Genomic DNA, 23,399 nt, shown 5'->3' with positions numbered 1-23,399 from the left:
GCATCTGCCATGAGGAAGATCGCGCGTGCGGCGACGATTGACGCCGCTTATGGATTCTTTTTCCGCAATATCATCTCGATCATCGGGATCGTCTGGTTTCCGGCACTGATTTTCGCAGGCGTCGCGGCCGCGGTGATCGCCACTGTTGTGCCGCATGAATGGCTGTTCACGCCTTTCAACGGGCCTATGGATTTTGAGACTTTTGCGGAGACGCGACTGTCGGTGTTCATGACGGCAACGCCGATGATCGGTTTCGTCGGACTTGTCACGGTTTCCATGATGCGGGTCGGCATTCTCGAACGCGTCCTCGGCAACCGCACGGGGCTGACGCTGTTCTATTTCTCGCTCGGCGGACGGGTATGGCGGATGGCCGGCGCAGCCGTTCTGGCTGGTATCGTCATGGGCGCGGTGGCGTTGGTAGAAATCGTGGCCGGCGTGGCGCTGCATTTCGCCGTATCCGCGATTCCGAACATCGCACTGGGACTGGTGATTTTGTTCGATGTCCTGCAGGTGATCGCGTGGATCGTGGCGCTCATTTATATCGGCATCCGGCTGTTCTTCTTTCTGCCGGCGGTGATCGTCGCCGAGAACCGGATCGGTTTTCGGCGGGCGTGGTCGTTGGGAGCGGGCAATGTGGGGCGCGCCCTGGTTGTCCTTTTGGCGATTGTCGTTCCGATCTGCTTCGTGACTGGCATTATCAGCGAATTCTCGGTAATGCCGGCGCTGTTCCCGGTCATGGAGAAGTTCAGCAGTCAACCCGATCCGGAGATGGCCGGAACGTTCCTTAAGGCGCTGCTGCCGGTCCTGCCCGTCATGCTGGTTATTCATCTGATCGGTGCACTGGTGATCACCGGGACGCTGCTCGGCGCCATAGGGAAGGCCTATCAGGTCGTCGCTGCGGACGAAACGGTTTGAAAGGTGGGGCCGACCGCTTATAAGGCGGCCGGCGCCAGTGCAAAGGATAGTGTATGACGAAAATTCCCGTGGGCGAGACCGTCGCATCGGCGTACCGGTTCGCGTTCGTAGAACTCGAAAAGGTCACCGGTGCGATCTGGCTGCCGATCATCGTGCTGACGGTGATCGATTATTTCGTCAACGGCACGATGCTGGCGGCGCGCGGGGCGGCGATGGCGTCGGGCGATGCCTCTCAGCTTGCGCCCGTCCTGGCCGGCCAGGTGGGGTATGTGTTCTTTGCGCTGCTGCTGAAGGCGATCATCGCGGTTGCCATCTGCCGCGAAGTCCTGAAGCCGCTGGATCGGCCGCAATGGCTGCGCTTCTCGCTCGGCGGGGCCGAGTTCCGCTACGTCGGAACCATGCTGGCCCTGGTTGCTCTGGTGATGCTCGTCGTCGTCCTTTGCATGATTGCCGGCAGTACGCTGGCAGGCGCGGTTCCGGCCGGTGGACTGGCCGCGGCCGAGAAGACCCTCGGCATGGCGGCCCTGATCGCCATCGTGCTTTCGCCGGTTCTGATCTATCTCTTCGCGCGGCTGGGCACGCTGGCGCTGCCCGGTGTGGTGCTCGAAGGCGGTATCGGGCTGGAGCGGAGTTGGTCCCTGCTCAAGGGTAATGTCGGGCGCATGGTGATTGTCATGCTGGCGGTCAGCGTGCCGGTGATGCTGGTGTATCTGCTGCTGTACGGGATGATTCTTGGTCCCGACAGCTTCAATCCGCATCTCGATCTCATCGGGGACGCGGTCGCCCGCCAGCGCTACGAAGCCGATATCGTCCGCCAGACGGCGGCGCGGTTGCCGTGGCTCGAAGGCCTCAACTTCATTCTGGCGCCCTTCATCTACGGGCTCTGGTTCGCCGCGCCGGCCTTTGCTTACAAAGCACTGACCGGCGCCAAGGCTTAGTGCTCCATTGCCGGCATCGCGGCGGTGTCGGCAGCCTTGAAGATCTCCTCGTTCTTCGGGCCCGACACGATCAGCGTGCCGGCGAGACCCTTTTCGACCCGTGCGATGGCATGGTCGACCAGGGTGAACCTGCCCGGTACCAGCGTCTTCATCTCGACCACGGCCGCGCCACCCGGCGGCACCAGAATGGTCTGTACCCCATGCATCGGCGCGTCCGATAGATCGGCCAGCGGATAGACCTTATCGAAGATCTGGCCGATGGCGTGGAAGGCGGAGTCTTTGTTGGGACCGGCGTCGCCGAAGAATATCCGTACCGTCTCACTGACTTTGGACTTCAGCGGCTTCTGTTCGCTGAGGGCGCCGACGGCGCCATTGAAGACGAAATAGTCCGGCGTTTCGGCAACGATCTTGGCGTAGGAATCTCCGACCGGCCCCTGCGTTCCGAATGGCTCGTCGGTATAGATCTCGCCTTGCATCACATAGTATTCGCGATCGACCTTGGAAAGGCCGCCGTCCGGTTCGACCAGGATCATGCCGTACATGCCGTTGGCGATGTGTTCGGCGTGAGGCATCGTCGCGCAATGATAGACATAAAGTCCGGGCGTGGTCGCCTTGAAGGTGAAGGTTTTGGTCTCGCCGGGGCCAGCCTGGGTCGCTTGCGCGCCGCCGCCGGGACCCATCACGGCATGCAAATCGACATTGTGCATCATCATCGATGCGACATCGTTCTTGAGCTTAACCGTGACGAGATCGCCGACGCGCACCCGGATGAACGGGCCCGGCACTTTGCCGTTGAAAGTCCAGTAGGGGAACGTCGTGCCGTTTGCGAGCGTGCCGGTCACCTCTTCGGTGACGAGATCGACGGTGATGCGGCGCGGTCCCCGCGTACCGATCGGCGCGGGCAGGTCGGTGGGGTCGCGAACGATGTCGACCGCGGTTCCCGCCTTCGGGGCCGGCGTCGCGGTCGTGCCGGAGAGCGGCGGTGCGGTGTAGTCGGCGGGTGACGAAGGTCTTGGGGGAGCCGCCGTCTGACCCGTGGCCAATACGGCGGTTGCCGCTTCCGACGTGAACCAGGCAAATCCCAGCACGATCGCCACCGCGATCACGCCGCCTACCAAAACCAAGTCATTCCGATTGCGAAACATCTTCCCGTCCTTCGAGAACCAGAAAAGATGTATTCTTCATGCGTATATTTTCGAATACGACAAAACCAGTATGTGCCAAGCCGCCGCAGCAGGAGACATGCGAACGTGCTATCAAAGGATCAGGACCGACTCCGGACATCGCGCCATGCGCATCTTCCTCCTGTTTGCCGTGCTCTTTCTCGCCGGATGCAGCACAGTACCGGAGGCCACATCGTGGCGCTTCGACCGCCTCGATAGTATCGGCGGCGTTGCGGCTCATTGCGAAGGCGCTCCTCGGATCATTGCCACCGGCGCCGGTCCAGCGGTTACATTCGATGGCATCGAGGATATTCTTATCGTCGACCGGCACCCGCTGGCGGGGGCGGCGACGTTTACGGCCGAAGCCATCTTCCGGCCCGAAGGTGGTCCGTTCGCGCAGCGCTGGATGCACCTCGCCGAAGTCGACCCCAATACCGGACAGGAAACCGGAACACGCTTCCTGTTCGAAATCCGCGTGGTCGGCAACGACTGGTATCTCGACGCCTTCACCACCGGCGCTGGCTACCGGCAGGCTTTGATGGCGCCGGACAAGTTGCATCCGCTCGGGCAGTGGTATCGCGTCGCGATGCGCTATGACGGCACGACCTTCCGCTCCTATGTCGACGGCGTGCAGCAGGCCGAGGCCGCAATCCCGTTCAAACCGCAAGGCGAGGGCCGCTCCGCGCTGGGCGCCCGCCTCAACCGCATCGATTATTTCCGGGGCTCCCTGTTCGAGGCCCGGTTCACGCCGCAGGCGCTGCCGCCGGAAAAATTCCTGGCCATGCCCGACGGGCTGAAATAGCGGTACCATAGCGCCCGCGCGATTCGGCGCGGGCCTCACAAGCAGGGTTTTCTCATGAGTATCGTCTGGACATTCGACCGGCTCTCCGGCATCGGCGGCCACACCACCACCGTGGAAGGTGCTCCCAAACTGATCGACACGCCGGCCGGCAAGGCGGCGCTGTTCGACGGTGCGAGCGACGTGATCTATGTCGGCAATCATCCGCTGGCGGGCGCCGACCAGTTCACCATCGAAGCGGTGTTCCGTCCCGACGGCGGCGCCTTCGAGCAGCGCTGGCTGCACCTCGCCGAAGCCGATGCGGTCAACGGCGACGCGCAGAGCCCGCGCACCCTGTTCGAAATCCGCGTGGTCGAAAACGGCTGGTATCTCGACGCCTTCACCACCGGCCCCGGCTACAACAAGACGCTGGTGGTGCCGGAAAAGACGTTCCCGCTCGGCCGCTGGTACGCGGTGCAGCAGACCTTCGACGGCAAGATCTACCGCTCCTATGTCAACGGCGTGCTGCAGGCGGAAGCCGAACTCGTCTACACGCCGCAAGGGGCGGGCCGCACCTCCATCGGCATGCGCATCAACAAGGCGACGCCGTTCCACGGCGCGGTGCTCAACGCGCGCTTCACGCCGCGAGCGCTGGCCGTAAACGAATTCGCACCGTTGCCGGCAGGACTGTAGGCATGCCGAAGGTTCAGGTCCTCGGGCGCCGTGTTCTGCTCGATGGTTTCTTCCATGTCGAAGACGTGGATGTGTCGTTCGAACTGAAGGCCGGCGGCATGAGCCCGCCGGTCAAGCGGCTCAGCCTGAAGCGCGATCTGGCGGCGGCGTTGCTGCTCGACAACAAAGCGCACGGCACCGTCATTCTGGTGCGCCAGTTCCGCTATGCCTCGGTCGAACACGGCGGCGGCTGGCTGACCGAGATCGTGGCCGGCTTGATCGATGCCGGCGAAACCGCCGAACAAGCGGTCCGCCGCGAAGCGGTGGAAGAGGCCGGCTACGAAGTGCGTTCCATCACGCCGATCACCACCTTCTATACGACGCCGGGCATCTGCTCCGAACGCATCGCGCTGTTCTACGGCGAAACGACCGCCGAGCCGGTGGCCAAGGGCGGCGGCCTCGCGGAAGAGGGTGAGGATATCGAAGTGCTCGAAGTGCCGTACGCCGAAGCCTTCGCCATGATCGATCGCGGCGAGATCGTCGACAGCAAAACGCTGATCGCGCTGTTGTGGCTGAAAAGCCGGATGGCTGGGTAGTTCATCTCTCTATATATACCAAAGGCGGAATCGAGCGATTCCGCCTTCAGCCTCGAGCCCGCCGCCGCCTCCGGAGGCCGTTTTCAGGCGGCGATCGACAGGCGCATTGATCTCTTTCTACGGAGTGCTTAACCAAGCCTGCCGCCTTGCGATGCGGCCGATGCCACCATAGCGGACTTATTCGGTCTTACGCATCCTCGCGGAGGCCATGTTTCAGCAGCGCGTGCGGGCGCGATACTCCTGTATTTGCGCAGATAGTTTAGGCCACGCGACGGATCGGAAACCGTTTTCCCACTTTTCCGGTCGCGCTTATCGGCCGAAGATCGTCCTCCATTGTCAAACACCGCAGTTCGATGTGGGTATGCGGTGCCAACAGTTCAAGACGTGAGGAAAACTATTTTTCTGCACCTAGTTGCGCGACGCAGCCGCAATAATTTCCGGAAGATGGACGAATGAAACGCGTCACAATGATGAATTGGTGAACGCGCATCTGCCCCCGCGGGCGACCCGGTGTTTTTCACCACCGCTCAGACCGTGGGGGAAGTGATCCGAAGGATCGAAGGGGGCTTGCCTGCGAAAGTGCTGGAGCCCCCTTTGTCCGCTTCGCCGGACACTTCCCCCACGCTCTACGTGCCGACACATAGATCGCTTCGCGCGTGGGGGCAGAAAAGATACGTGGAGAGATCGCACTGTTCATTTCTGCACCACGCATTCTTTTCTGCCCCACGCGGGCGAACGAGCTTTTGGCGTTGGCACTAAGACCGCGGTGGAAGTGCTGAGCGCAGCGAAGCAAAGGGGGGATTGTTCTTGCGCGAGTTGGCCCCCCCCTTTGCCCTTTTGCGCTCCGCGCCTTAACGGGCACTTCCCCCCGCGGTCCTAGTGCGGGTTGAGTAATCCTCACGCCCGCGTGGGGCAGAAAAGATGGGACCGTGCCCGCGAGGCAGAAGAGGAAGGTGCGCCCGCGTGGGGCAGAAAAGGGGGCGCACGATATCGCAAGCCCCCTTCGATCCTTCGGATCACTTCCTCCACGCTCTACGTGCCAAACGGTGAAATCGCCTCACGCGCGGGGGCAGAAAAGAGAAGGTAGAGGGCAGAAAAGGAAGGCATCGCACGCGGAGGCAGAGAAGACCTGACATCCGCTGCGCCGATATGCCGGTTGGACTTGGCGGGTTCACATCGCCTACTTGCTGATCGCTTATCAGCGGGTGCCCATCATGTCGTTTCAGCCGGCTTTGGATTTTCTCGACGGAGCACCGCTCGGCCTGTTCGGCGCCGGGCATCTCGGACGGGCATTGGCGCGCGCCCTCGTGGACGCGGGCTGGCCGCGCGAACAGCTTCTGATTTGCCATGGCGGCTCGGCGAACACGACGGCCGCGCTGACGGCGGCGGGGCTCGGCGATCGCGTGGTGCGCGCGCCGGAGCTGTTCGAACGCGCGAAGCTGGTATTCTATCTGGTGCGGCCGCAAAACGTCGACGCCATCGCCGGTCTGACGATGCGGCCCGACGCGCTGCTGGTGTCGTTTCTTGCCGGCATCGAGTTGCAGCGCCTGCCCGCCGGCACCGTGCGCGCGATGATGAGCGATCCGGCGAGCCTGGCCAAGAAGAACGGCATCGCGGCGCTCTATCCCGAGAACGGGATGATCGAACAGGTACTGCAGGCGCTCGGATTGCGCGTGACGCTGCTGGCGTCGGAAAGCGCCACCGCCGCCTTCACCGCGCTCGGTACCTGTCTGCCGATGGCGGCCGCGTGGTGCCTTGGCTACGACTGGCCGATCGATCGCGCCGCTCTCTATGCCGCCGGCCGCCGCCACGATCTCGCCGGGTATGCCGACATTGTCGACTGGGCGCTGGAGGTTTGCCCTAAAGGCGTGACGCGCAAGGCGCTGGAAACCTATCTCACCCACGCCGCCACGCCCGGCGGCATCACCGAAGCCGTGCTCAACGGCCTTGCCGCAGGCGACGACATCGCCGCCGCGCTCGAACGCGGCGTCGTCCGCTGCGAGGAATTGGCGAAGGGGTGTTAGTGCTGGCGCCACAGGGTGTGCCGCAACAGCTGCATCGCCGAGGCCCTGATGAGGGCCGGTTCGAGCATCAGCAGTACGCGCAACCAAAGCAGCATATCCATGGCGGACGCCTATCGTGCAGTCCTCGATTGCACGCGCGAACGCCGCAGCTTCCGTCCGATACGGATTTGTAATGCGTGCCGAAGTGCGGCTGCGGCGGGCGGCGGCGATAGTTCGATACAAAGTGGATAGGTAAGTTGGCGCAGCGGAAAAGGTGTGCATTACCACCATTTGTCATCCCCGGCCGACCCGGCGCCGCGCGAAGCGCTAAGCCGGGGAGGGGAAGGGGATCCAGGTGCTGACAACGGAAAAGTGGTTGAGAGTAGTCGTGCTGGTTCTTTAGCGGCGCGAATGCTCGACCACCTGGGTCCCCTTCCCCTCGCTGGTCGAATACGCTGTCGCTATCGACCGCTTGCTCAGCCGGGGATGACAGAAGGGGAATGTGCAGACGCTACACCGCTATCGTCCCCATTACTCAGCCGGGGATGACAGTTGTGTTTACCCCGCCGCTTTCACTTTCTTCGCGTTGGCGGTGATCTTGCCCGGCGCGACTCCTTTCAGGAGCGGTTTGAGGTATTGGCCGGTGTAGCTTTTCGCCACCTTCACCACGTCTTCGGGCGTGCCTTGGGCGACGATTTCGCCGCCGCCGTCGCCGCCTTCGGGGCCGAGGTCGATGATCCAATCGGCGGTCTTGATGACTTCCAGATTGTGCTCGATCACGACGACGGTGTTGCCGTTGTTGACCAGCTCCTGCAGCACTTCGAGCAGCTTCTTCACGTCGTGGAAGTGCAGGCCGGTGGTGGGTTCGTCGAGGATGTAGAGCGTGCGTCCCGTGGCGCGGCGCGACAGTTCCTTCGACAGCTTGACGCGCTGGGCTTCGCCGCCCGACAGCGTGGTGGCGGCCTGACCGATGCTGATATAGCCGAGGCCGACATTGGTGAGGGTGTCGAGCTTTTCGCGGATCGACGGTACCGCCTTGAACAGCTCGGCACCGGCTTCCACCGTCATGTCGAGCACGTCGGCGATGGAATTGTCGCGATACTTCACTTCCAGGGTTTCGCGGTTGTAGCGCTTGCCGTGGCAGACGTCGCATTGCACGTAGACGTCGGGCAGGAAGTGCATCTCGATCTTGATGACGCCGTCGCCCTGGCACGCCTCGCAGCGCCCCCCTTTGACGTTGAACGAGAAGCGCCCCGGACCGTAGCCGCGCGCCTTGGCTTCCGGCAATTCGGCGTACCAATCGCGGATCGGCGTGAAGGCGCCGGTGTAGGTCGCCGGATTGGAACGCGGCGTGCGGCCGATCGGGCTCTGGTCGATGTCGATCACCTTGTCGAGGAATTCGAGGCCCTCGATGCGGTCGTGCTCGGCCGGATGTTCGCGCGCCTGATTGAGCTTGCGCGCCGCGGCCTTGTAGAGCGTCTCGATGGTCAACGTCGACTTGCCGCCGCCGGATACGCCGGTGATGCAGGTCAGCGTGCCGACCGGGATTTCCGCGGTGACGTTTTTCAGGTTGTTGCCGCGCGCGCCGACCACTTTCAGCCAGCGGTTATGGGTGGCGGTGCGGCGCTTCTTCGGCAGCGGAATCTGTTCCAGCCCGACGAGATACTTGCCGGTCAGGCTGTTCGGATTGCGCATGATGTCTTCCGGCGTGCCTTCGGCGATGACGTGGCCGCCGTGAATGCCGGCGCCCGGACCCATGTCGATGACGTAATCGGCAGTGCGGATCGCTTCCTCGTCGTGCTCCACCACGATGACCGTATTGCCGAGATCGCGCAGGCCTTGCAGCGCTTCGAGCAGCTTGACGTTGTCGCGCTGATGCAGGCCGATGCTGGGCTCGTCGAGCACGTAGAGAACGCCGGTCAGCCCGGAGCCGATTTGCGAGGCCAGCCGGATGCGCTGGCTTTCGCCGCCCGACAGCGTGCCGGAGGAGCGGGACAGCGTGAGATATTCGAGGCCGACATTGACGAGGAAGCGCAGGCGCTCGCGGATTTCCTTCAGGATGCGGGCGGCGATTTCCTTCTGCTGCTTGTTGAGGCTCTTGTCGAGATCGCGGAACCAGATGTCGGCCGCCTTGATCGATTTCTCGCAGACTTCGCCGATGTGCAGGCCGCCGATCTTCACGGCGAGGGCTTCCGGCTTGAGGCGATAGCCGTTGCAGGCATCGCACGGCGCCGCGTCCTGATAGCGCTCCATGTCCTCGCGAATCCACGAGGAGTCGGTCTCCTTGTAGCGCCGCTCCATGTTGGGAATGACGCCTTCGAAGGTCTTCTTGGTCTCGTAACGGCGCATGCCGTCGTCGTAGATGAACTTGATCTCGTCTTCGCCCGAGCCGTAGAGGATGACGTCCTTCGCCTTCTTGGGCAGCTCTTCCCACGGCACCGTCAGCGAGAATTTGTAGTGCTTGGCGAGCGCTTCCAGCGTCTGCAGGTAATAGGGCGAGGACGATTTGTGCCACGGCGACAGGGCGCCGGTGCGCAGCGTCAGGCTCGCATCGGGAACGATCAGGGCGGGATCGAAATAAAGCTGGTTGCCGAGGCCGTCGCACTTGGGACAGGCGCCGTGCGGGTTGTTGAACGAGAACAGCCGCGGCTCGATCTCCGGAATGGTGAAGCCGGACACCGGGCAGGCGAATTTCGACGACATCAGCATCTGGCGCGGCTTGCCGTCGACTTTCTCGTCGGCGAATTCGGCGATGACGAGACCGTCGGACAGGCCGAGCGCGGTTTCGATGGAGTCGGGCAGGCGGTTGCCGATGTCGGGCTTGACCACCAGACGGTCGACCACGACTTCGATGTCGTGCTTCAGCTTCTTGTCGAGCGCGGGGACCGAGGCGATGTCGTAGTACTTGCCGTCGACCTTGGCGCGCTGGAAGCCCTTCTTCTGCAGCTCGGCGAATTCCTTGCGGTACTCGCCCTTGCGGCCGCGCACGATCGGCGCGTTGAGGAACAGCCGCGTGCCGGCCGGCAGCGCCAGAATGCGGTCGGCCATCTGGCTGACGGTCTGGCTTTCGATCGGCAGGCCGGTGGCGGGCGAATAGGGCACGCCGACGCGCGCGTAGAGCAGGCGCAGATAGTCGTAGATCTCGGTGACGGTGCCGACGGTGGACCGTGGGTTCTTCGAGGTGGTCTTCTGCTCTATGGAGATGGCCGGCGACAGGCCTTCGATGTGATCGACGTCCGGCTTCTGCATCAGCTCGAGGAACTGGCGGGCATAGGCCGATAAGGATTCCACATAGCGGCGCTGGCCCTCGGCGTAGATGGTGTCGAAGGCGAGCGAGGACTTGCCCGAGCCCGACAGCCCCGTCATCACGGTCAGCTTGTCGCGCGGGATTTCGACGTCGACGTTTTTCAGGTTGTGCTCGCGCGCGCCGCGAATGACGATGTTTTTCAGCATTCTTCCTACAGACCCAACAGCCCGGACCTATCTCGGGCGTCTTTCCAAGCAGAGGGAGGGCCTCCGCTGCAACCCCGATATGCGGGGAATCTTGCGCGCGCGAACATATAGGGAACGAAGCCCCGCGTCCATGCCCCATTTCCGGCACAAAGGAACACTAACGACGGCCTGAGAGTTGGGCAGGTGCCCGCGTAAATCCCGAGTACGTTCCGAGTTCTATGGCCCGCCCCACCCATCGCGACGATATCGATGCCCTGCGCGCCGTAGCGGTGGGGCTTGTCATCCTGTTCCACTTCGGCGTGCCCGGATTTTCCGGCGGCTTCGTCGGCGTCGATGTGTTCTTCGTCATCTCCGGGTTCCTGATCGGCGGCATCATCGACCGCGAGTTGTCGGCGGGGCAGTTCAGTCTGGTGGCGTTCTACGAACGGCGGGTGCGGCGGATTTTCCCGGCGCTGTTCGCGGTGCTGGCGGTGACGGCGGCGGTCGCGGCACTGCTGCTCTATCCGCCCGATTACGAACGCTTCGGAAAGAGCGCAGGCGCGGCGGCGCTGTTCTGGTCGAACATCTTCTTCTTCAACACGGCGGGCTATTGGGACACGGCGGCGAGTTCGAAGCCGCTTTTGCACACCTGGTCGCTGGCGGTGGAGGAACAGTTTTATCTCGTCTTCCCGCTGGTGCTGTTCGCGATCCGCCAATGGGCGGTGCGGTGGCGGCTGGCGGCGCTCGGCGCGATGGCATTGGTGTCGTTCGCGGCGTCGGTGTGGGCGGTGCATGCGACGCCGACCGCGGCGTTCTATCTGGCGCCGTACCGGTTCTGGGAATTCGTGATCGGCGCGGTGCTGGCGGTTGCGGCATGGCGCGCGCCGCAGCGTTGGGCCGGAGCGGCATCGTTGCTGGGATTGGCGATGATCCTCGCCGCCGGCGTGTTGCTGCCGAAAGGCGGGACGTTTCCGGGGGGGGCGGCGCTGCTGCCGTGCGTCGGCGCGGCGCTGGTGATCGCGGCGGGGCCGGACAATGCCGTGTCGCGCGCGCTGGCGTGGCGGCCGGTCGTGTTCGCCGGACTGATTTCGTATTCGCTGTATCTCTGGCACTGGCCGGTGATCGTGTTGGCGCGGCAATGGCTGGGCGTGCTAAAGCCATGGCAGGTCGTGGTGTGCGCGGCGGTGACGGTCGCGGCATCGGTGCTGTCGTGGCGTTTTGTCGAGCAACCGTTCCGCAATCGCACGGCCGTCGCGCGCAAGCCGCTGTTCGCGCTCGCGGGAGCGGCGATGGTTTGCGCCTGTTTGTTCGCCGTGGTGACGATCACGACCGGCGGGCTGCCCAACCGGTTCGATCCCAAGATCGTCGCCATCATGGAACAGGAGCTGGCGCCGCGACCGACGGAAGCGAAATGTTTCGGCGTCGCGCCCAATGACGTCTCGGTGGCGCGGCTGTGCGGTATCGGCGCCGAAGGGCAGCCGGCGAGTTTCGTGTTGTGGGGCGACAGCCATGCCGAAGCGATCCTTCCCGCCGTCGCCGACATCGCCCGCAAACACAAGCGCCGCGGTCTTTTCGCGGGGGCGCCGTCGTGCGCGCCGCTGGTCGGCGTCAATCTTTCCAATGCTCCCAAGTGCCGTGCTTTCAACGACCGCGTGCTGGCGATGATCTTGCGGCACAAGGAAATCACCACCGTCATTCTCGAAGCGCGCTGGGGCAAGGCGGCGGCGGGCACGGCCTACGGCATCGAAGGCAACGGCTTCGTCGCCATCAGCGACGACCTGGGCCGCGCCACCAAGCCGGAAGACAACGCCGCGATCTTCGCGCGCGGGCTCGAACGCACCGTCGCGGCGCTGCGTGCGGGCGGCAAGCAGGTGCTGCTGGTCGGGCCGGTGCCGGAGATCGGATTCACCGTGCCGCAAGTCCTGGCCAAGCTGGTCGAGCAGCATCGCGAGAATGTGGTGGTGTCGCCGCCGGCGGAGAAATTCTACGACCGCGAAAAGGCGGTGCTGCCGGTGTTCCAGAAAGCGGCGGCGCAGGACGGCGTGTTCGCAGTTTATCCGCACGACTATCTCTGCGCGTCGGGCCGCTGCGCCGTACGCAACAACGGCATCCCGCTTTATCGCGACGAGCATCACTTGAGCGATTACGGCGCCAAGAAGCTGGAGCCGCTCCTCAGCCGCGCCATCGATCCGCTGTTCGACAAGGTGTCGTAGATTCATTGATTGTCGCGCTTTCGGACGGAAAACCGGCCCCACGTTTCCTGAAAGCGCTCTCTATCGCGCCGATACGGTTCTGCTCTTGGCGGCGTCGTGCTATCCAAACGGGTGCATCGTCGTGGGGGGCTTCATGCACACCTATTCGCCGGCCGAGCCGTATGGCGCCTGGCTTGCTTATCACGGCAGCGAAGCGATTACGCTCGCGGTCATTCTGGCCGCGGTGGCGGTTTTGTTCGCGGGCCTTGGTGCACGGCTGAAACGGCCGATTGCGCTCAAGCGGCCGGGAGGGGCGATCGGCAGCATGGTGTTCCTGCTGTGGCTGTTGTCGATGCTGATGCTGTACGTCGCGCTCAGGGCCTACGGCATTCAGCTTCAGGAGCTTCACATCGTCTTCGAGCAGAAGAAGCCCGAGATCGGGACCATCTATTATGCCTGGGTAGCGTTGTTCGTCATCGCCTGGCTGACGCGCAAGCATGGCGGCAAAACAGCATGGTATAGCGGATTTTTCGGCGCCGCCGGGGCGGTGATGCTGTTCGAGCTGCCGTTCGATGTGATCATCATGGCGCGTGTTTTTCCGCCGGTGCCGCCCGATCCGGGCCTTTATCGCATGCTGTATTTCTGCCCGTTGTTCCTGTGGGAAATTTCGACCATCGCATTGCTGGCGATGTCGCCCGCGATGCGCATCACGCGCGGCGCCTTGTTCGCGCTGGCGGGCATGTTCGCAGTGTGGGGCGTGTGGGCGGCGGCATTCGGATTTGCCTATCCGGTCGAGCCGGGGCCGTGGGCCGTCAACGTGATCTCGAAGCTTCTTGCGTTTGCTGCTGCAGTTCTGCTGTTCGTGTGGAAAGAACCGGCTGACGAGCGTGCCGCGTAGCGCGCGTTATTTCTTCGGCCGCCCGTCGAGCGTGACGCCGCGGCGGGCCAGCGCTTCGCGCAGCAGCACCTCGATCTCGGCGTTGACGCTGCGAAGGTCGGCGGCGGCGAGCTTTTCCACCGCCGCCAAAACTTCGGCGCGAACCCGGAGGGCAAACGCCCGCTTGTCTTCACCGATCGCCATTCAACCGTACAGCGTTCCGGTGTTGAGCACGGGCTGGGCGTCGTGATCGGAGCAGAGCACGACCATCAGATTGGACACCATCGTCGCCTTGCGTTCGTCGTCGAGTTCGACGACATGGCGTTCGCTGAGCTGGGTCAGCGCCAGTTCCACCATGCCGACGGCGCCTTCTACGATCAGCTTGCGGGCTTCGAGAATGGCCTGGGCCTGCTGGCGACGCAGCATCGCGCCGGCGATTTCGGGCGCATAAGCAAGGTGGGAGATGCGGGCATCGTCGATGGTGAGACCGGCAACGCCGACGCGCTCCTGCAGTTCGGCGCGCAAAATCTCGGCGACGTGATCGCCCGAGGCGCGCAAGGTCGGCTGATCGCCTTCGGGGTGATCGTAGGAGAATTTCGACGCCACGACGCGCAAGCCCGTTTCGATCTGGATGTTGGCGAAGTCGGTGTAACGGTCGACATCGAACACGGCGCGGGCGGTATCGTCCACCCGCCAGACGACATTGGCGGCGATCTCGATCGGGTTGCCGCGGTTGTCGTTCACCTTGAGCTTTTCGCAGGTGACGTTGCGGGCGCGCACCGAGACGATCTTGCGGCCGATCCAGAACGGCACCCAGCGCAGCCCCTGGCTGCGGTCCGTCGACAGATACTTGCCGAACAAGGTGAGCACCGCGGCGGTATTCGGCTGCAGGGTGTAGAAACCCGCCGCCACCAGGACACCCGCGACGAGCGTCACGGCCCCGAGCGGGGTCTGGGCCGCGAAGAGTGCAATCGAGATCGCAAGCAGTGCGAGGACCGTCAGAACCAGCGGCCAGCCGTTGCTACCGCCGCCGCGCTTCTCGACGGATCTTTGGATTGCGTCTGCCATGGAACTGCCCTCTGAGATCATGACGATACCAAAGTGATATCACCTTCGGGTGGGGTGGGCAAGAAGGGGAGATTCACTGAAATGTCATCCCGGCCAAGCGCTCCGCAGCACGAAGTGCGGTGGGGCGCGCAGAGCCGGGACCTACTCAGACACAATCCAGATTTCGGAGTGGGTCCCGGATCGCGCCCCAGTGCCAGATCTCAAAATCGCCGAGGGCGCGTCCGGGATGACAGGAGGGGCCTATTTCGGCAGTTCGGGGAGTTCGATCACGGCGATGCGGGTGTTTTCGCCGGTGCCGACGGTCGCCACCAGCCGGCGCATGTCGTTCGCGAACACCGGATGATTGGCATTGAAGAGATAGTCGGTGACCTGCACGAGGCCGGTGCCGTCGGGGCGGATCAGGAATATGGCGTAGCGCCCGTCCGGACTGCCGCGATCGGATTCGAAGGCAATCCAGCGGCCGTCCGGCGACCATACCGGCGCGCGTCCCGACAGCGGCTCGCGTTCGAGCGGACGCAGCGCTCCGCCGGACAAAATCCAGAGCGAATTGCTCTCCTGATAGTACTGCCCGCCGGTCGCTTTCTGTCCCGCCAACACGATCTGATGGCCATCGGGCGAAATGCTGGCCATGCCGGGCAGGACCTTCGCCGGGTCGGTGATCGCTTCCACCTTGCCGTTTGCCAGATTGGCGCGCCGGATCACGTCCGCCTGGGTGTCCAGCATGATGAGGCTTTGCCCGTCAGGACTCCAATCGGGGTAGAACAGGTGCAGTGCGACGCCGTCGCCGAACAGAATGTTCGCGCCGGTGCCGTTGGACTTGATCGTCCAAATCTGGTCGTGGCCGTCGGCGGTGGTAGCGGTGAAGGCGATGGCATCGCCCGACGGCGACCAACGGGGCCGCGTTGCCGAAACCGGTAGCGGACTGCGCGCCAGCGGCGTGGCCGGGCCGCCCGAGACGGCCATCTTGTAGAGATCCCAATGCTTCTCATCCATCGTGCGCGCAAAGACGATGGTATTGCCGTCGGGCGAGAAGGTCGGCCAATAATCGGTGCCGGAATTGGTGAGAACCTGCACCGCCGTGTCTCGCAGCACCGGCCAGGTGCGCGCCGCCTGCGGCATCGGAGTCTCGAGCCGGGCCGCCGTGGCCGCGTCGATGCGCAGGGCAGGCGCTTCGCGTCCGTTCTGATGCACGACGAGGCCGGTTACGGCGTTGTTGTCGCCGACCGTGAAGGTGATGTGCGCCGCGGTGCCTTTGAGGGCGTAACCTCCCTCGGGCCGGGCGACGAGATCGATCTTGGGCTGGCGCGTGAGGTGGACGACGAGGTGATCGTCTTCACGGCTGATGGTCGCCACCAGACTGGGCGCGAGTTCGTAATAACCGGTATAGCGGTCGAGCGGAAGCTCCGCCCCGAGTGCGCACGGCATTGCCAGCAGTACCCAGGCCGCGACGAAGGCGGCTGCTGCGCGTGTCATGGACCCCCGCCCCCTGATGTCGTGCGGCGGCGCAATCTACACCTCGGTTAAAACCGGTACAAACCCGCTACCCGCCCAGATGTTGCAGATGCGCGCCAGCACCGCCAAAAAACAGCGTCCCGAGGAGAATGGGCGGTACGCGCAATGGTTGCTTGGGCCCCCGGCGGGCGCGGGCTTGATGTCTGCGATTTCATCGCAACGCGACGATGTGCAGCCGCGGCGTAATTGTATCCGCCGCGATGGGCGCCTAGGTTCCCCGCGTTTTCGGGAGTGCGGGCAGTGATTACGTGGGTACGGAAGTGCGCGGTGCTGGGCAGTGTCTTGTTGCTGGCCGGGTGCGGCGGAGTTTCCGAAACCAGCGCCCCGCCGCCGAGCCTTACGCCGCCGCCCGCCGCACCGCCGCCGCCGGTCTCGACCGTGGCCGCCACGCTCAGCATTCCGCTCAGCGACCTCTCGCGTCTCGTCAATGAGAAGACGCCGCAGCGCTTTGCCGATCTGAAGAACCAGAAGCTCAAATGCGGCATCGGCGACTGCACGACAACGCTTTCCGCCGTGCGGACCGGCCCCATCGCGGTGACCAATCGCGGGACCGCGCTGGCGCTGTCGGTGCCGTTCGCCCTCAATGCCGATCTGGCCCTGCCGGGGCCGCTCGCGGCGGTGCATACCGGCATCAATGCCGCAGGGCAGGTGAACGCCGTGACCGCGATCGGCTTCGGCCCGGACTGGCTGGTGCGGCCGAATCTGGGCGGCTCGGTGCAGTTCGCCAACGGCCGGGTGAAGCTCGGCGCGCTCAATACCGATTTCACGACGATCTGGAACCTGAATCCCGAACTCCTGTCGAAGCCGCTGCTCGGCGTGCTCGACAAGGAAGTCAGCACCGCGGTGGTGGTGCGCGATCCGGTCGCCAAACTGTGGGCAGGCGTGTTCGCGCCGGTCAAGCTCAACACCACTCCGACCACCTGGCTGGTGCTGCAGCCCGAACGCATCCGCGTCGGCGTGCCGGCGGTGCAGAGCAATGTGCTGACGATGGGCCTCGGCATCGACGTCCGGGCCCGGCTGGTGGCCTCCGACGACAAGCCCGCGGTGACGCCGACGGCGCTGCCGCCGCCTGCGCCGGTCAACGGGCCGACCAACCATTTCGCCGTCAGTGTGCCGGTGACGCTGCCCTATGCCGAAGCCGCGCGGCTCGCGCTCGATGTCTTGAAAAAGAATCCGCCTCGCTCCGGCACGCACACGATCAATGTTTCCAAGCTCGAGATCCTTCCGAGCGGCCAGGACGTGGTGATCGCCGCCAGCTTCTGCATCGCCGAGAAATACGATCCCACCGAATTCCTGACGGGCTGCGGTTCGGGCTATTTGCGCGGCGTGCCGCAATACGACGCCAAGAGCCAGACCATCCGAGTCGTCAACGTCAAGTATGACGTTCTGACCCAGAACTTCATGCTCAGCGTGATGCGCGGCCTCGCCGGCGACGATCTCGGCAAGGCGATGGAAAAGGCGCTGCAATTCAAGGTCGGCGACCAGATCGCCAAGGTGCAGGCGCAAGTCGCTTCGTCGCTGTCCCATCCCCAAGGCAACGTCGTGGCGGTGTCGGGGCAGGTCAAATCGTTCAGCACTCCGACCCTCTCCTGGACGCGCGACGGCTTCGTCACGACCTTTGCGGCGGAAGGCAGCGTCAAGGCGGAACTGCACCTTTAGCCCCAACGATTTGTGGACTGATATTCCGTCAGGGGCGGGTGTGACGACTTGCTATACCTGCGAGCCTGCGGTTCGATAAGGTATGGTGTTGTGAAGCTGTACCGGGAGTCCCGTCGTGATCGATCGCTCGTCCGTCGTCGCCTGCAGGCCCGATGTCCTGTCGACCCTCGTAGGCGATGAGGTCGTCCTATTGGATGTCGACAGCGGCAAGTATTTCGGTCTCGATTCCGTCGGTGCGGACGTCTGGCGGGCGCTGGCCTCTCCGACCAAAATCGAGGATCTGCTGGCGGGGCTGATGCGGGATTACGAGGGCGATGCCGCCGTCATCGAGAAGGATGTCGTGGACCTTATCGGCCGTCTGGCCGCCAGCGGTCTGGTCCGCGTATCATGAACTACTACGCTCTGTGCGGGCTCAAGGTCGCCAGCGTCCTGCCGCTTCCCGACCTGGTGTCGTGGGCCGGCGACGGGCGCCAGGCCGATCTGTCCATCCGGCTGGACGAGGTTCCGGAGCTTGAAAATCCGCACACCAGCAGGCCGCTGCTGCAAATCGCCGACGACGGCACCTGCCGGTTCGAGATGAAGGCGGTGGCCGCCTATCGCGTCGATCCGGAGGGGCGGGAAATCGTCATCGCGCCGCATATGCCCGCCGATGCCCCGGACATCCGCGTCTTCCTGTTCGGGACGGTGTTCGCGATCGTCTGCTTCCGCCGCGGGCTGTTGCCGCTGCATGCCTCGGTGGTCCGGATCGGCGACAAGGCGGTGGCGTTCTCCGGCGTTTCCGGTGCCGGCAAATCGACCTTGGCGGCGATGTTCCTCAAGCGCGGCTATTCCATTCTCGCCGACGACGTGGCGGTGACCGAAGTGCGCGACGGTACGGTGATGGTGCAGCCCGCCTTCCCGCGACTGAAACTGTGGCGCGACGCGATGGACGGTTTGGCGTTCGAAACCGAAGGTCTGGAGCGGGCGCGCGCGCAACTCGAGAAGTTTCACATGCCGGTGGAGGCGTTCGCCGGCGAACCGCTGCCGCTGGCGAGCGTCTATTATCTCGAAGAAGCCGTCGATCCGCGCCATGAGGAGATGCGGACGCTGCTGGGCATCGATGCCTTCCGCTACATGAAGACGGCCGTCTATCGCAGCAAGCTGGGGTACAATCTGCTCGGCAGCGGCCCCTTGTTCGCCATGGCCGGTCGCGTTGTGGGCGGGGTTCGGTCCGTCATACTGCGGCGGATTCGGACGCTCGCGCGCGCCGAAGAGATCGTCGATCTGATCGCCCGGCACGAGACGGCAGGATGAGCGGCATCTACTGGATCGCCTCCTATCCCAAGTCCGGCAACACCTGGGTGCGCATGGTTTTGCGCAGCCTGGAGCAGGGCGGAGCGCCGGTGCGCTTCGACGACGACAACGCGCCGTGGTGGGATCCTTCGCACCGAAGCCGCATCGGCGGGATTTCGTCGTCGCGCTTTTTTTTCGAGGACGTTCTCGACATCGAAAGCTCCGATTTGACGGAAGACGAGATCGAGACGCTCCGGTCCGCCGCCATCCTCGCCTGGGCGGAGAGTGCGGGCAAGCCACCGATCGTCAAGACGCACGACGCCTGGCTGTCGTCGCGCGGCACGCCGCTGTTTCCGCCCGAGAGCACCAAAGGCGCCGTCGTCATCGTGCGCGATCCGCGCGATGTGGCTGTCTCGTTTGCCAATCACAGCGGCATTTCGATCGATGCCGCCATCGCGCGGATGGCCGATCCCGATTGCCGGCTGGCCAGGACCTCGAAAAAAATGGGCAGCCAGTTGGCGCAGTGGCTGCCGACCTGGAGCGGTCATGTCGCCGGCTGGCTCGATGCGCCGGTGCGCCGCTTGTTGATGCGCTACGAAGACATGAAGGCCGACACGCCGGGCGTTATGGCCAAGATCGCAGCCTTCCTTGAATTCGACACCACGTCCGAGACCGTCAACAAAGCGGTCGACGCGGCCCGTTTCGATCGTTTGCAGGCGGAAGAAGTCCGCTCCGGTTTTCGCGAGCGTCCCGCGGTCAGCTCTCGGTTTTTCCGCCGCGGCGTGGCCGGCGGCTGGCGCGATACGCTCTCGCGCCAGCAAGCGGAACGGATAGAAGCCGATCACGGCGCGATGATGCGCCGTCTCGGCTATGAGACGACGACGTGAGCGCGATTTTCGGCATCCTGCGGTTCGACGGCCGCGAAGCTGCCGCGTCCGATATGGAACGGATGGGGGGGGCGCTGGCCCATCGCGGGCCCGACGGCCGCCGCTTCGCCGTCGACGGACCGATCGCACTCGGCCACTGCCTGATGCGGGTGACCGTCGAGGACGATTTCGAGGCCCAGCCGGTGTGCGGCGGCGGCGTCATGCTGATCGCCGATGCGCGGCTCGACAATCGCAGCGAACTGGCGCGCGACCTCGCTATTGCCGACGCGGAGCTGGCGGCGCTATCCGATAGCGCGCTGGCGCATGCCGCCTATCGGCACTGGGGCGCGGATTTCGGGGCGCATCTCATCGGCGATTTCGCGATCGCGGTGTGGGATGGAACCAAGCTGATCTTGGCGCGCGATCACATGGGCCAGCGCGGCTTCGTGTTTCACCGCGGCGCCGGATTTTTCGCGTTCGCATCCGAGGTCAAGGCGCTGTGGAGCTTGAGCGATGTGCCGCGCGAATTGTCGGAGGACGAATTTGCCCGTCTGATCGTTCACGACAAGACGCTGAACCCCGGTGCTACACCCTTTGCCGGCATCGCCGGTATCGGCGGCGGCATGACGATGACCGTGGCTGCCGACGGGATGCTGGAAACCCAAACGTATTGGGAGCCGCACGCCGATCCGGCCCATTGCGGCAAGGACGAAGCCTATTACGTCGATGCCTACCGGCGGGTGCTGGAGGAAGCAGTGGCTTGCCGTTTGCGCCGGCTTAAGGGGACGCCCGGTCTGGTATTCAGCGGCGGCTATGACAGCGCGGCGATCGCGGGACTGGCCGGAAGCGTGCTCGAACCGGCCGGAAAAAAACTCGCGGCCGCGGCGTCGGTGATGCCCGCGGGCTATCGCGGCACCATCCGTCATGCCCGCCGCTGGGTCGACATGTGCATTCGCGACATGCCCTGGCTCGATGTGCGCTACGTCACGCGCGAAGGGAAAAATGCACTGTCGGGCCTCGACCGGCGGTGGCTTGAAAGCGGAACGCCGAACTTCAGTTACGGCTTCGTGCAGGACGAATTGAACGCCACGCTGGCTGGGGCAGGGGCGCGCCTCATCATGGACGGGCATGGCGGCGACTATACGTTGAACCCCCGCGGGCAATCGGCGCTGGCGTGGTTTCTCGTCCGCGGGCGGCTGATCCGCTTCGGACGCGAATTTATCGGCCAACTGCGCCGGTCGGAACGTTCGTTATGGCAGACGTTGAAGAGCGATATCGCCGGAGTACTGGCCCCGCCCGCGATCCGCCGTTGGTACCGGCGTCGCACTCCGCTCTGGAACGGAGCGCCGATCGCCGCGGGATTTGCGGCGGATCTGGCGGCGCGCGGCGTCCTCCATCCCGACAGAATTGCCGGCCGGGTCCACGATGTGCTCGCTATGCGGGTCAGCATGATTGGCGTGCTGCGCAGGATCATGGAAAGACCAATTGCCCACGGCGCGGCGGAGGCCGCCCGGTATGGCCTCGAATTGACCCGGCCGTTCCACGACAAGCGGGTGGTCGAACTGGGGCTGGCCATTCCCGAAGACCTGGACGTGAAGGACGGCCGCAACCGGTATCTGGCGTGCCGCGCGCTGGAGAGCGTCTATCCGCGCGAGTTTCAGACCCGCTGGCGGCTCAACGACGATCTGATCCCCGACTTCCAGCGCATGGCCAAATCGATCGAGCCGCAAATCCTGGCCGAGATCGCGCGCATGGAGCAGTCGGAAAGCCTGACCCGCATGTTCGATTTCGCCAAAATCCGCGCGCTATTGGCGGCGCGTGGAATAGACGACCATAATTCGGGATGGGAACAGGAAACCCAGATCGCTCTGCACGGATTTCTGGCTGCGCGCTATGTCGAATGGTTCAGCCGGCGCAACCGATAAGCCGGCAATTACGACGGGCCCTGGCTTTCAGAAAATTCGAGCAGATCATCAATCTTGCTCGTGTCCTCGATATCCGCCAGCACGGTAACTTGCGGGTTGCGCCACGATTTGCGGTTGGTGGTTTTCCCGCAGCGATCATCCGCCGTCGTTCCGGTTGTATCCATAGAACTCCCCCGCTAACGCAAACACTACTATTACGTGAAAATAAGCACACGTGATTGCGATGTCTACAGAATTTGCAGAGGCGGCGTTCCGGTCGAATCACGAATGCGTGTCCGCTTGTCCCATCTGCATGGGAGCATCCCGTCGTAAGGGGCGCGGGATCGGCGTAACAGGTGCTCAGCAGGCGGATGGACCACTCCGAACGCACCGATGGCCCCGCAAAAATCAAGGCGAGGTCCATTTGGATGCAGCCTGGTGTGGCTGCGCGACGTGAAACCAACAGGCGATTACGACGGGCCGGATGTGATGAAATCGACAGGGGTGAAAGCCTTGCTGGTGTCGTGTACGTCCGCAAGCTCTGTGAAAAGCGGGCTGCGCCACGGCCTGCGGTCGGTGGCTTTCTCGTCGCGGTCTTTCGCAGGCGTGTCGGTGGCCATCATGCAGTCTCCTAGTGAACGGAGAAATCCGATTTCGCTGTAACATGCCAATTGGTAAGTAGACATTACCAAGTGTTCGAGACTTGCGTCCAGACTGCAAAAAGTTGTGTAGCTCTGCGGCGGAGTTCGCCGGGACCGAAGCGCTTCGCCCGTCAACTTCCTCGGCGGGGCAGGCGATCCTTACGCCGCGAAGGTCGCTTCCCGCGTCTGGCCGCCGCGCTTGTCGGCGAGGGTGATGGCGATACCGCACTGGAAGAATTCGAACTTGCGCAGGCGCTGTTCCAGCCGGGCGAAATCGTAAGTCGTCGAAGTGAAGAAGCGGGGCGAGGGGATGAAGGCGATCTCGGTGCCGCGCCGCGGCAGGCCTTTGTAGTTGCCGGCCGCCCCGGTGCATTGCAGCCGGTGGACGAAGGCGCCGAGATAAAAGCGCATGGCGTATTCGAGGCTGCCGCGCCAAATGCGGACCGCGAACTCCTCCGACAGCGCATTGACCACCGGCAGGCCGACGCCGATGAGGTCTTCGGAGCGGTTGGGGTGAACCTTGAAATCGGCGGCGCCGCCGAGTTGGGTCACCAACAGCTCGGCCAGCGGCACATCCCATTCGGGATCGGTCTCGACCGGCATGCCGGCGCCGTTGTCGCGCACGGCTACGACGTCGCCGTCGTACAGGCTGACATCGATGCGGTCGCAGGGCGGAGCCTCGGCCATGGCGTTGGCGACCAGCTCGGCGACCATGTTGTCGAGCCCGGTGCCGTCGGCGGTGTTGCCGACATACATGCCCGGCCGGAGCTGTATCTGTTCCAGTCCCATGACGCCCCTCGCTTCGACTACCCTAGCGTGATTGCGGGCGGATCGCGATTGTCCCCGTTCCCCTTCGAGCGAAACGAAGTTGGGGATTGACTCGCCAGATGAGAACATAATAAGAACTGACG

21 protein-coding genes are annotated in these 23,399 nt (G+C 63.9%); 13 read left to right on the top strand and 8 right to left on the bottom strand.

The window, feature by feature from the left end; all coding sequences use genetic code 11:
- Positions 1 to 9: 9 nt before the first annotated feature.
- Entirely contained in the window at positions 10 to 915 is a 906-nt protein-coding gene (locus FHS84_RS07570) for a hypothetical protein (protein WP_166932549.1), read from the top strand.
- A gap of 53 nt (positions 916 to 968) precedes the next feature.
- Positions 969 to 1,853 (top strand): hypothetical protein, encoded by an 885-nt coding sequence (locus FHS84_RS07565; protein ID WP_166932546.1) that lies wholly within the window; start codon positions 969 to 971, stop codon positions 1,851 to 1,853.
- Here the strand turns inward: FHS84_RS07565 and nirK are convergent.
- Complete coding sequence (nirK, locus tag FHS84_RS07560) at positions 1,850 to 2,998, bottom strand: copper-containing nitrite reductase (protein WP_166932543.1); 1,149 nt, start codon at positions 2,996 to 2,998, stop codon at positions 1,850 to 1,852. The two genes, FHS84_RS07565 and nirK, sit on opposite strands and share 4 nt — an antisense overlap.
- Before the next feature lie 145 nt (positions 2,999 to 3,143).
- On the opposite strand from nirK, the gene FHS84_RS07555 reads away from it, so the two are divergent.
- The 4 genes from FHS84_RS07555 to FHS84_RS07540 all read left to right on the top strand — a co-directional run bounded on the left by FHS84_RS07555 (position 3,144) and on the right by FHS84_RS07540 (position 7,086).
- Positions 3,144 to 3,818: a LamG domain-containing protein gene (locus FHS84_RS07555; protein ID WP_166932541.1), complete on the top strand. Its 675-nt coding sequence runs from the start codon at positions 3,144 to 3,146 to the stop codon at positions 3,816 to 3,818.
- A gap of 54 nt (positions 3,819 to 3,872) precedes the next feature.
- On the top strand, positions 3,873 to 4,487 hold the full coding sequence (locus FHS84_RS07550; protein ID WP_166932538.1) for a LamG-like jellyroll fold domain-containing protein: 615 nt from the start codon (positions 3,873 to 3,875) through the stop codon (positions 4,485 to 4,487).
- Positions 4,488 to 4,489: 2 nt separating this feature from the next.
- Positions 4,490 to 5,062 carry an NUDIX domain-containing protein gene (locus FHS84_RS07545; protein ID WP_166932536.1) on the top strand — a complete coding sequence of 191 codons (573 nt, stop codon included), beginning with the start codon at positions 4,490 to 4,492 and terminating at the stop codon, positions 5,060 to 5,062.
- 1,214 nt (positions 5,063 to 6,276) lie between these two features.
- Positions 6,277 to 7,086 carry a pyrroline-5-carboxylate reductase family protein gene (locus tag FHS84_RS07540; RefSeq protein ID WP_166932533.1) on the top strand — a complete coding sequence of 270 codons (810 nt, stop codon included), beginning with the start codon at positions 6,277 to 6,279 and terminating at the stop codon, positions 7,084 to 7,086.
- Between the two features lie 537 nt (positions 7,087 to 7,623).
- Here FHS84_RS07540 and uvrA read toward each other — a convergent pair.
- On the bottom strand, positions 7,624 to 10,518 hold the full coding sequence (gene uvrA, locus FHS84_RS07535) for an excinuclease ABC subunit UvrA (RefSeq protein ID WP_166932530.1): 2,895 nt from the start codon (positions 10,516 to 10,518) through the stop codon (positions 7,624 to 7,626).
- A gap of 218 nt (positions 10,519 to 10,736) precedes the next feature.
- Between uvrA and FHS84_RS07530 the strand changes: the two genes are divergently transcribed.
- Both FHS84_RS07530 and FHS84_RS07525 read left to right on the top strand, forming a co-directional pair.
- Complete coding sequence (locus FHS84_RS07530; protein ID WP_166932527.1) at positions 10,737 to 12,710, top strand: acyltransferase family protein; 1,974 nt, start codon at positions 10,737 to 10,739, stop codon at positions 12,708 to 12,710.
- A 133-nt stretch (positions 12,711 to 12,843) separates the two neighbouring features.
- Positions 12,844 to 13,587 (top strand): hypothetical protein, encoded by a 744-nt coding sequence (locus FHS84_RS07525; RefSeq protein WP_166932525.1) that lies wholly within the window; start codon positions 12,844 to 12,846, stop codon positions 13,585 to 13,587.
- A gap of 6 nt (positions 13,588 to 13,593) precedes the next feature.
- Here the strand turns inward: FHS84_RS07525 and FHS84_RS07520 are convergent, their stop codons facing one another.
- From FHS84_RS07520 to FHS84_RS07510, 3 genes are all read right to left on the bottom strand, one after another.
- On the bottom strand, positions 13,594 to 13,770 hold the full coding sequence (locus FHS84_RS07520) for a type II toxin-antitoxin system antitoxin (protein ID WP_166932522.1): 177 nt from the start codon (positions 13,768 to 13,770) through the stop codon (positions 13,594 to 13,596).
- Positions 13,771 to 14,634: an SPFH domain-containing protein gene (locus tag FHS84_RS07515; protein ID WP_166932520.1), complete on the bottom strand. Its 864-nt coding sequence runs from the start codon at positions 14,632 to 14,634 to the stop codon at positions 13,771 to 13,773. It lies immediately after the preceding gene.
- Between the two features lie 240 nt (positions 14,635 to 14,874).
- A complete protein-coding gene (locus tag FHS84_RS07510; protein ID WP_425061559.1) occupies positions 14,875 to 16,059 on the bottom strand; it encodes a DUF3471 domain-containing protein in 1,185 nt (394 codons plus the stop codon).
- 354 nt (positions 16,060 to 16,413) lie between these two features.
- Here FHS84_RS07510 and FHS84_RS07505 point away from each other — a divergent pair, with 354 nt between their 5' ends.
- From FHS84_RS07505 to FHS84_RS07485, 5 genes are all read left to right on the top strand, one after another.
- The gene (locus FHS84_RS07505) at positions 16,414 to 17,805 is read left to right on the top strand and encodes a DUF4403 family protein (protein ID WP_166932515.1); all 1,392 of its coding nucleotides are present in this window, start codon (positions 16,414 to 16,416) and stop codon (positions 17,803 to 17,805) included.
- 115 nt (positions 17,806 to 17,920) lie between these two features.
- Positions 17,921 to 18,196 (top strand): PqqD family peptide modification chaperone, encoded by a 276-nt coding sequence (locus FHS84_RS07500; protein WP_166932512.1) that lies wholly within the window; start codon positions 17,921 to 17,923, stop codon positions 18,194 to 18,196.
- Positions 18,193 to 19,098: a hypothetical protein gene (locus FHS84_RS07495; protein WP_166932510.1), complete on the top strand. Its 906-nt coding sequence runs from the start codon at positions 18,193 to 18,195 to the stop codon at positions 19,096 to 19,098. The genes FHS84_RS07500 and FHS84_RS07495 overlap by 4 nt, the downstream gene beginning before the upstream one ends.
- Complete coding sequence (locus FHS84_RS07490) at positions 19,095 to 19,964, top strand: sulfotransferase domain-containing protein (protein ID WP_166932508.1); 870 nt, start codon at positions 19,095 to 19,097, stop codon at positions 19,962 to 19,964. The genes FHS84_RS07495 and FHS84_RS07490 overlap by 4 nt, the downstream gene beginning before the upstream one ends.
- Positions 19,961 to 21,868, top strand: a complete 1,908-nt coding sequence (locus FHS84_RS07485; protein WP_166932506.1) for an asparagine synthase-related protein — start codon at positions 19,961 to 19,963, stop codon at positions 21,866 to 21,868. Before FHS84_RS07490 ends, FHS84_RS07485 begins: the two co-directional genes overlap by 4 nt.
- 8 nt (positions 21,869 to 21,876) lie before the next feature.
- Here FHS84_RS07485 and FHS84_RS07480 read toward each other — a convergent pair whose 3' ends face one another.
- The 3 genes from FHS84_RS07480 to FHS84_RS07470 form a co-directional block, all read right to left on the bottom strand.
- A complete protein-coding gene (locus FHS84_RS07480; protein ID WP_166932504.1) occupies positions 21,877 to 22,032 on the bottom strand; it encodes a hypothetical protein in 156 nt (51 codons plus the stop codon).
- A 285-nt stretch (positions 22,033 to 22,317) separates the two neighbouring features.
- Positions 22,318 to 22,470: a hypothetical protein gene (locus FHS84_RS07475; protein ID WP_166932502.1), complete on the bottom strand. Its 153-nt coding sequence runs from the start codon at positions 22,468 to 22,470 to the stop codon at positions 22,318 to 22,320.
- Between the two features lie 177 nt (positions 22,471 to 22,647).
- Positions 22,648 to 23,277 (bottom strand): ATP-binding protein, encoded by a 630-nt coding sequence (locus FHS84_RS07470; protein ID WP_166932499.1) that lies wholly within the window; start codon positions 23,275 to 23,277, stop codon positions 22,648 to 22,650.
- Positions 23,278 to 23,399: the final 122 nt, after the last annotated feature.

It is taken from the genome of Rhizomicrobium electricum, assembly GCF_011762045.1.
GTDB classification, from domain to species: Bacteria; Pseudomonadota; Alphaproteobacteria; order Micropepsales; family Micropepsaceae; genus Rhizomicrobium; species Rhizomicrobium electricum.
The sequence above is the reverse complement of the archived record's forward strand: the minus strand, read 5'-3'. Positions and strand labels throughout refer to the sequence as shown.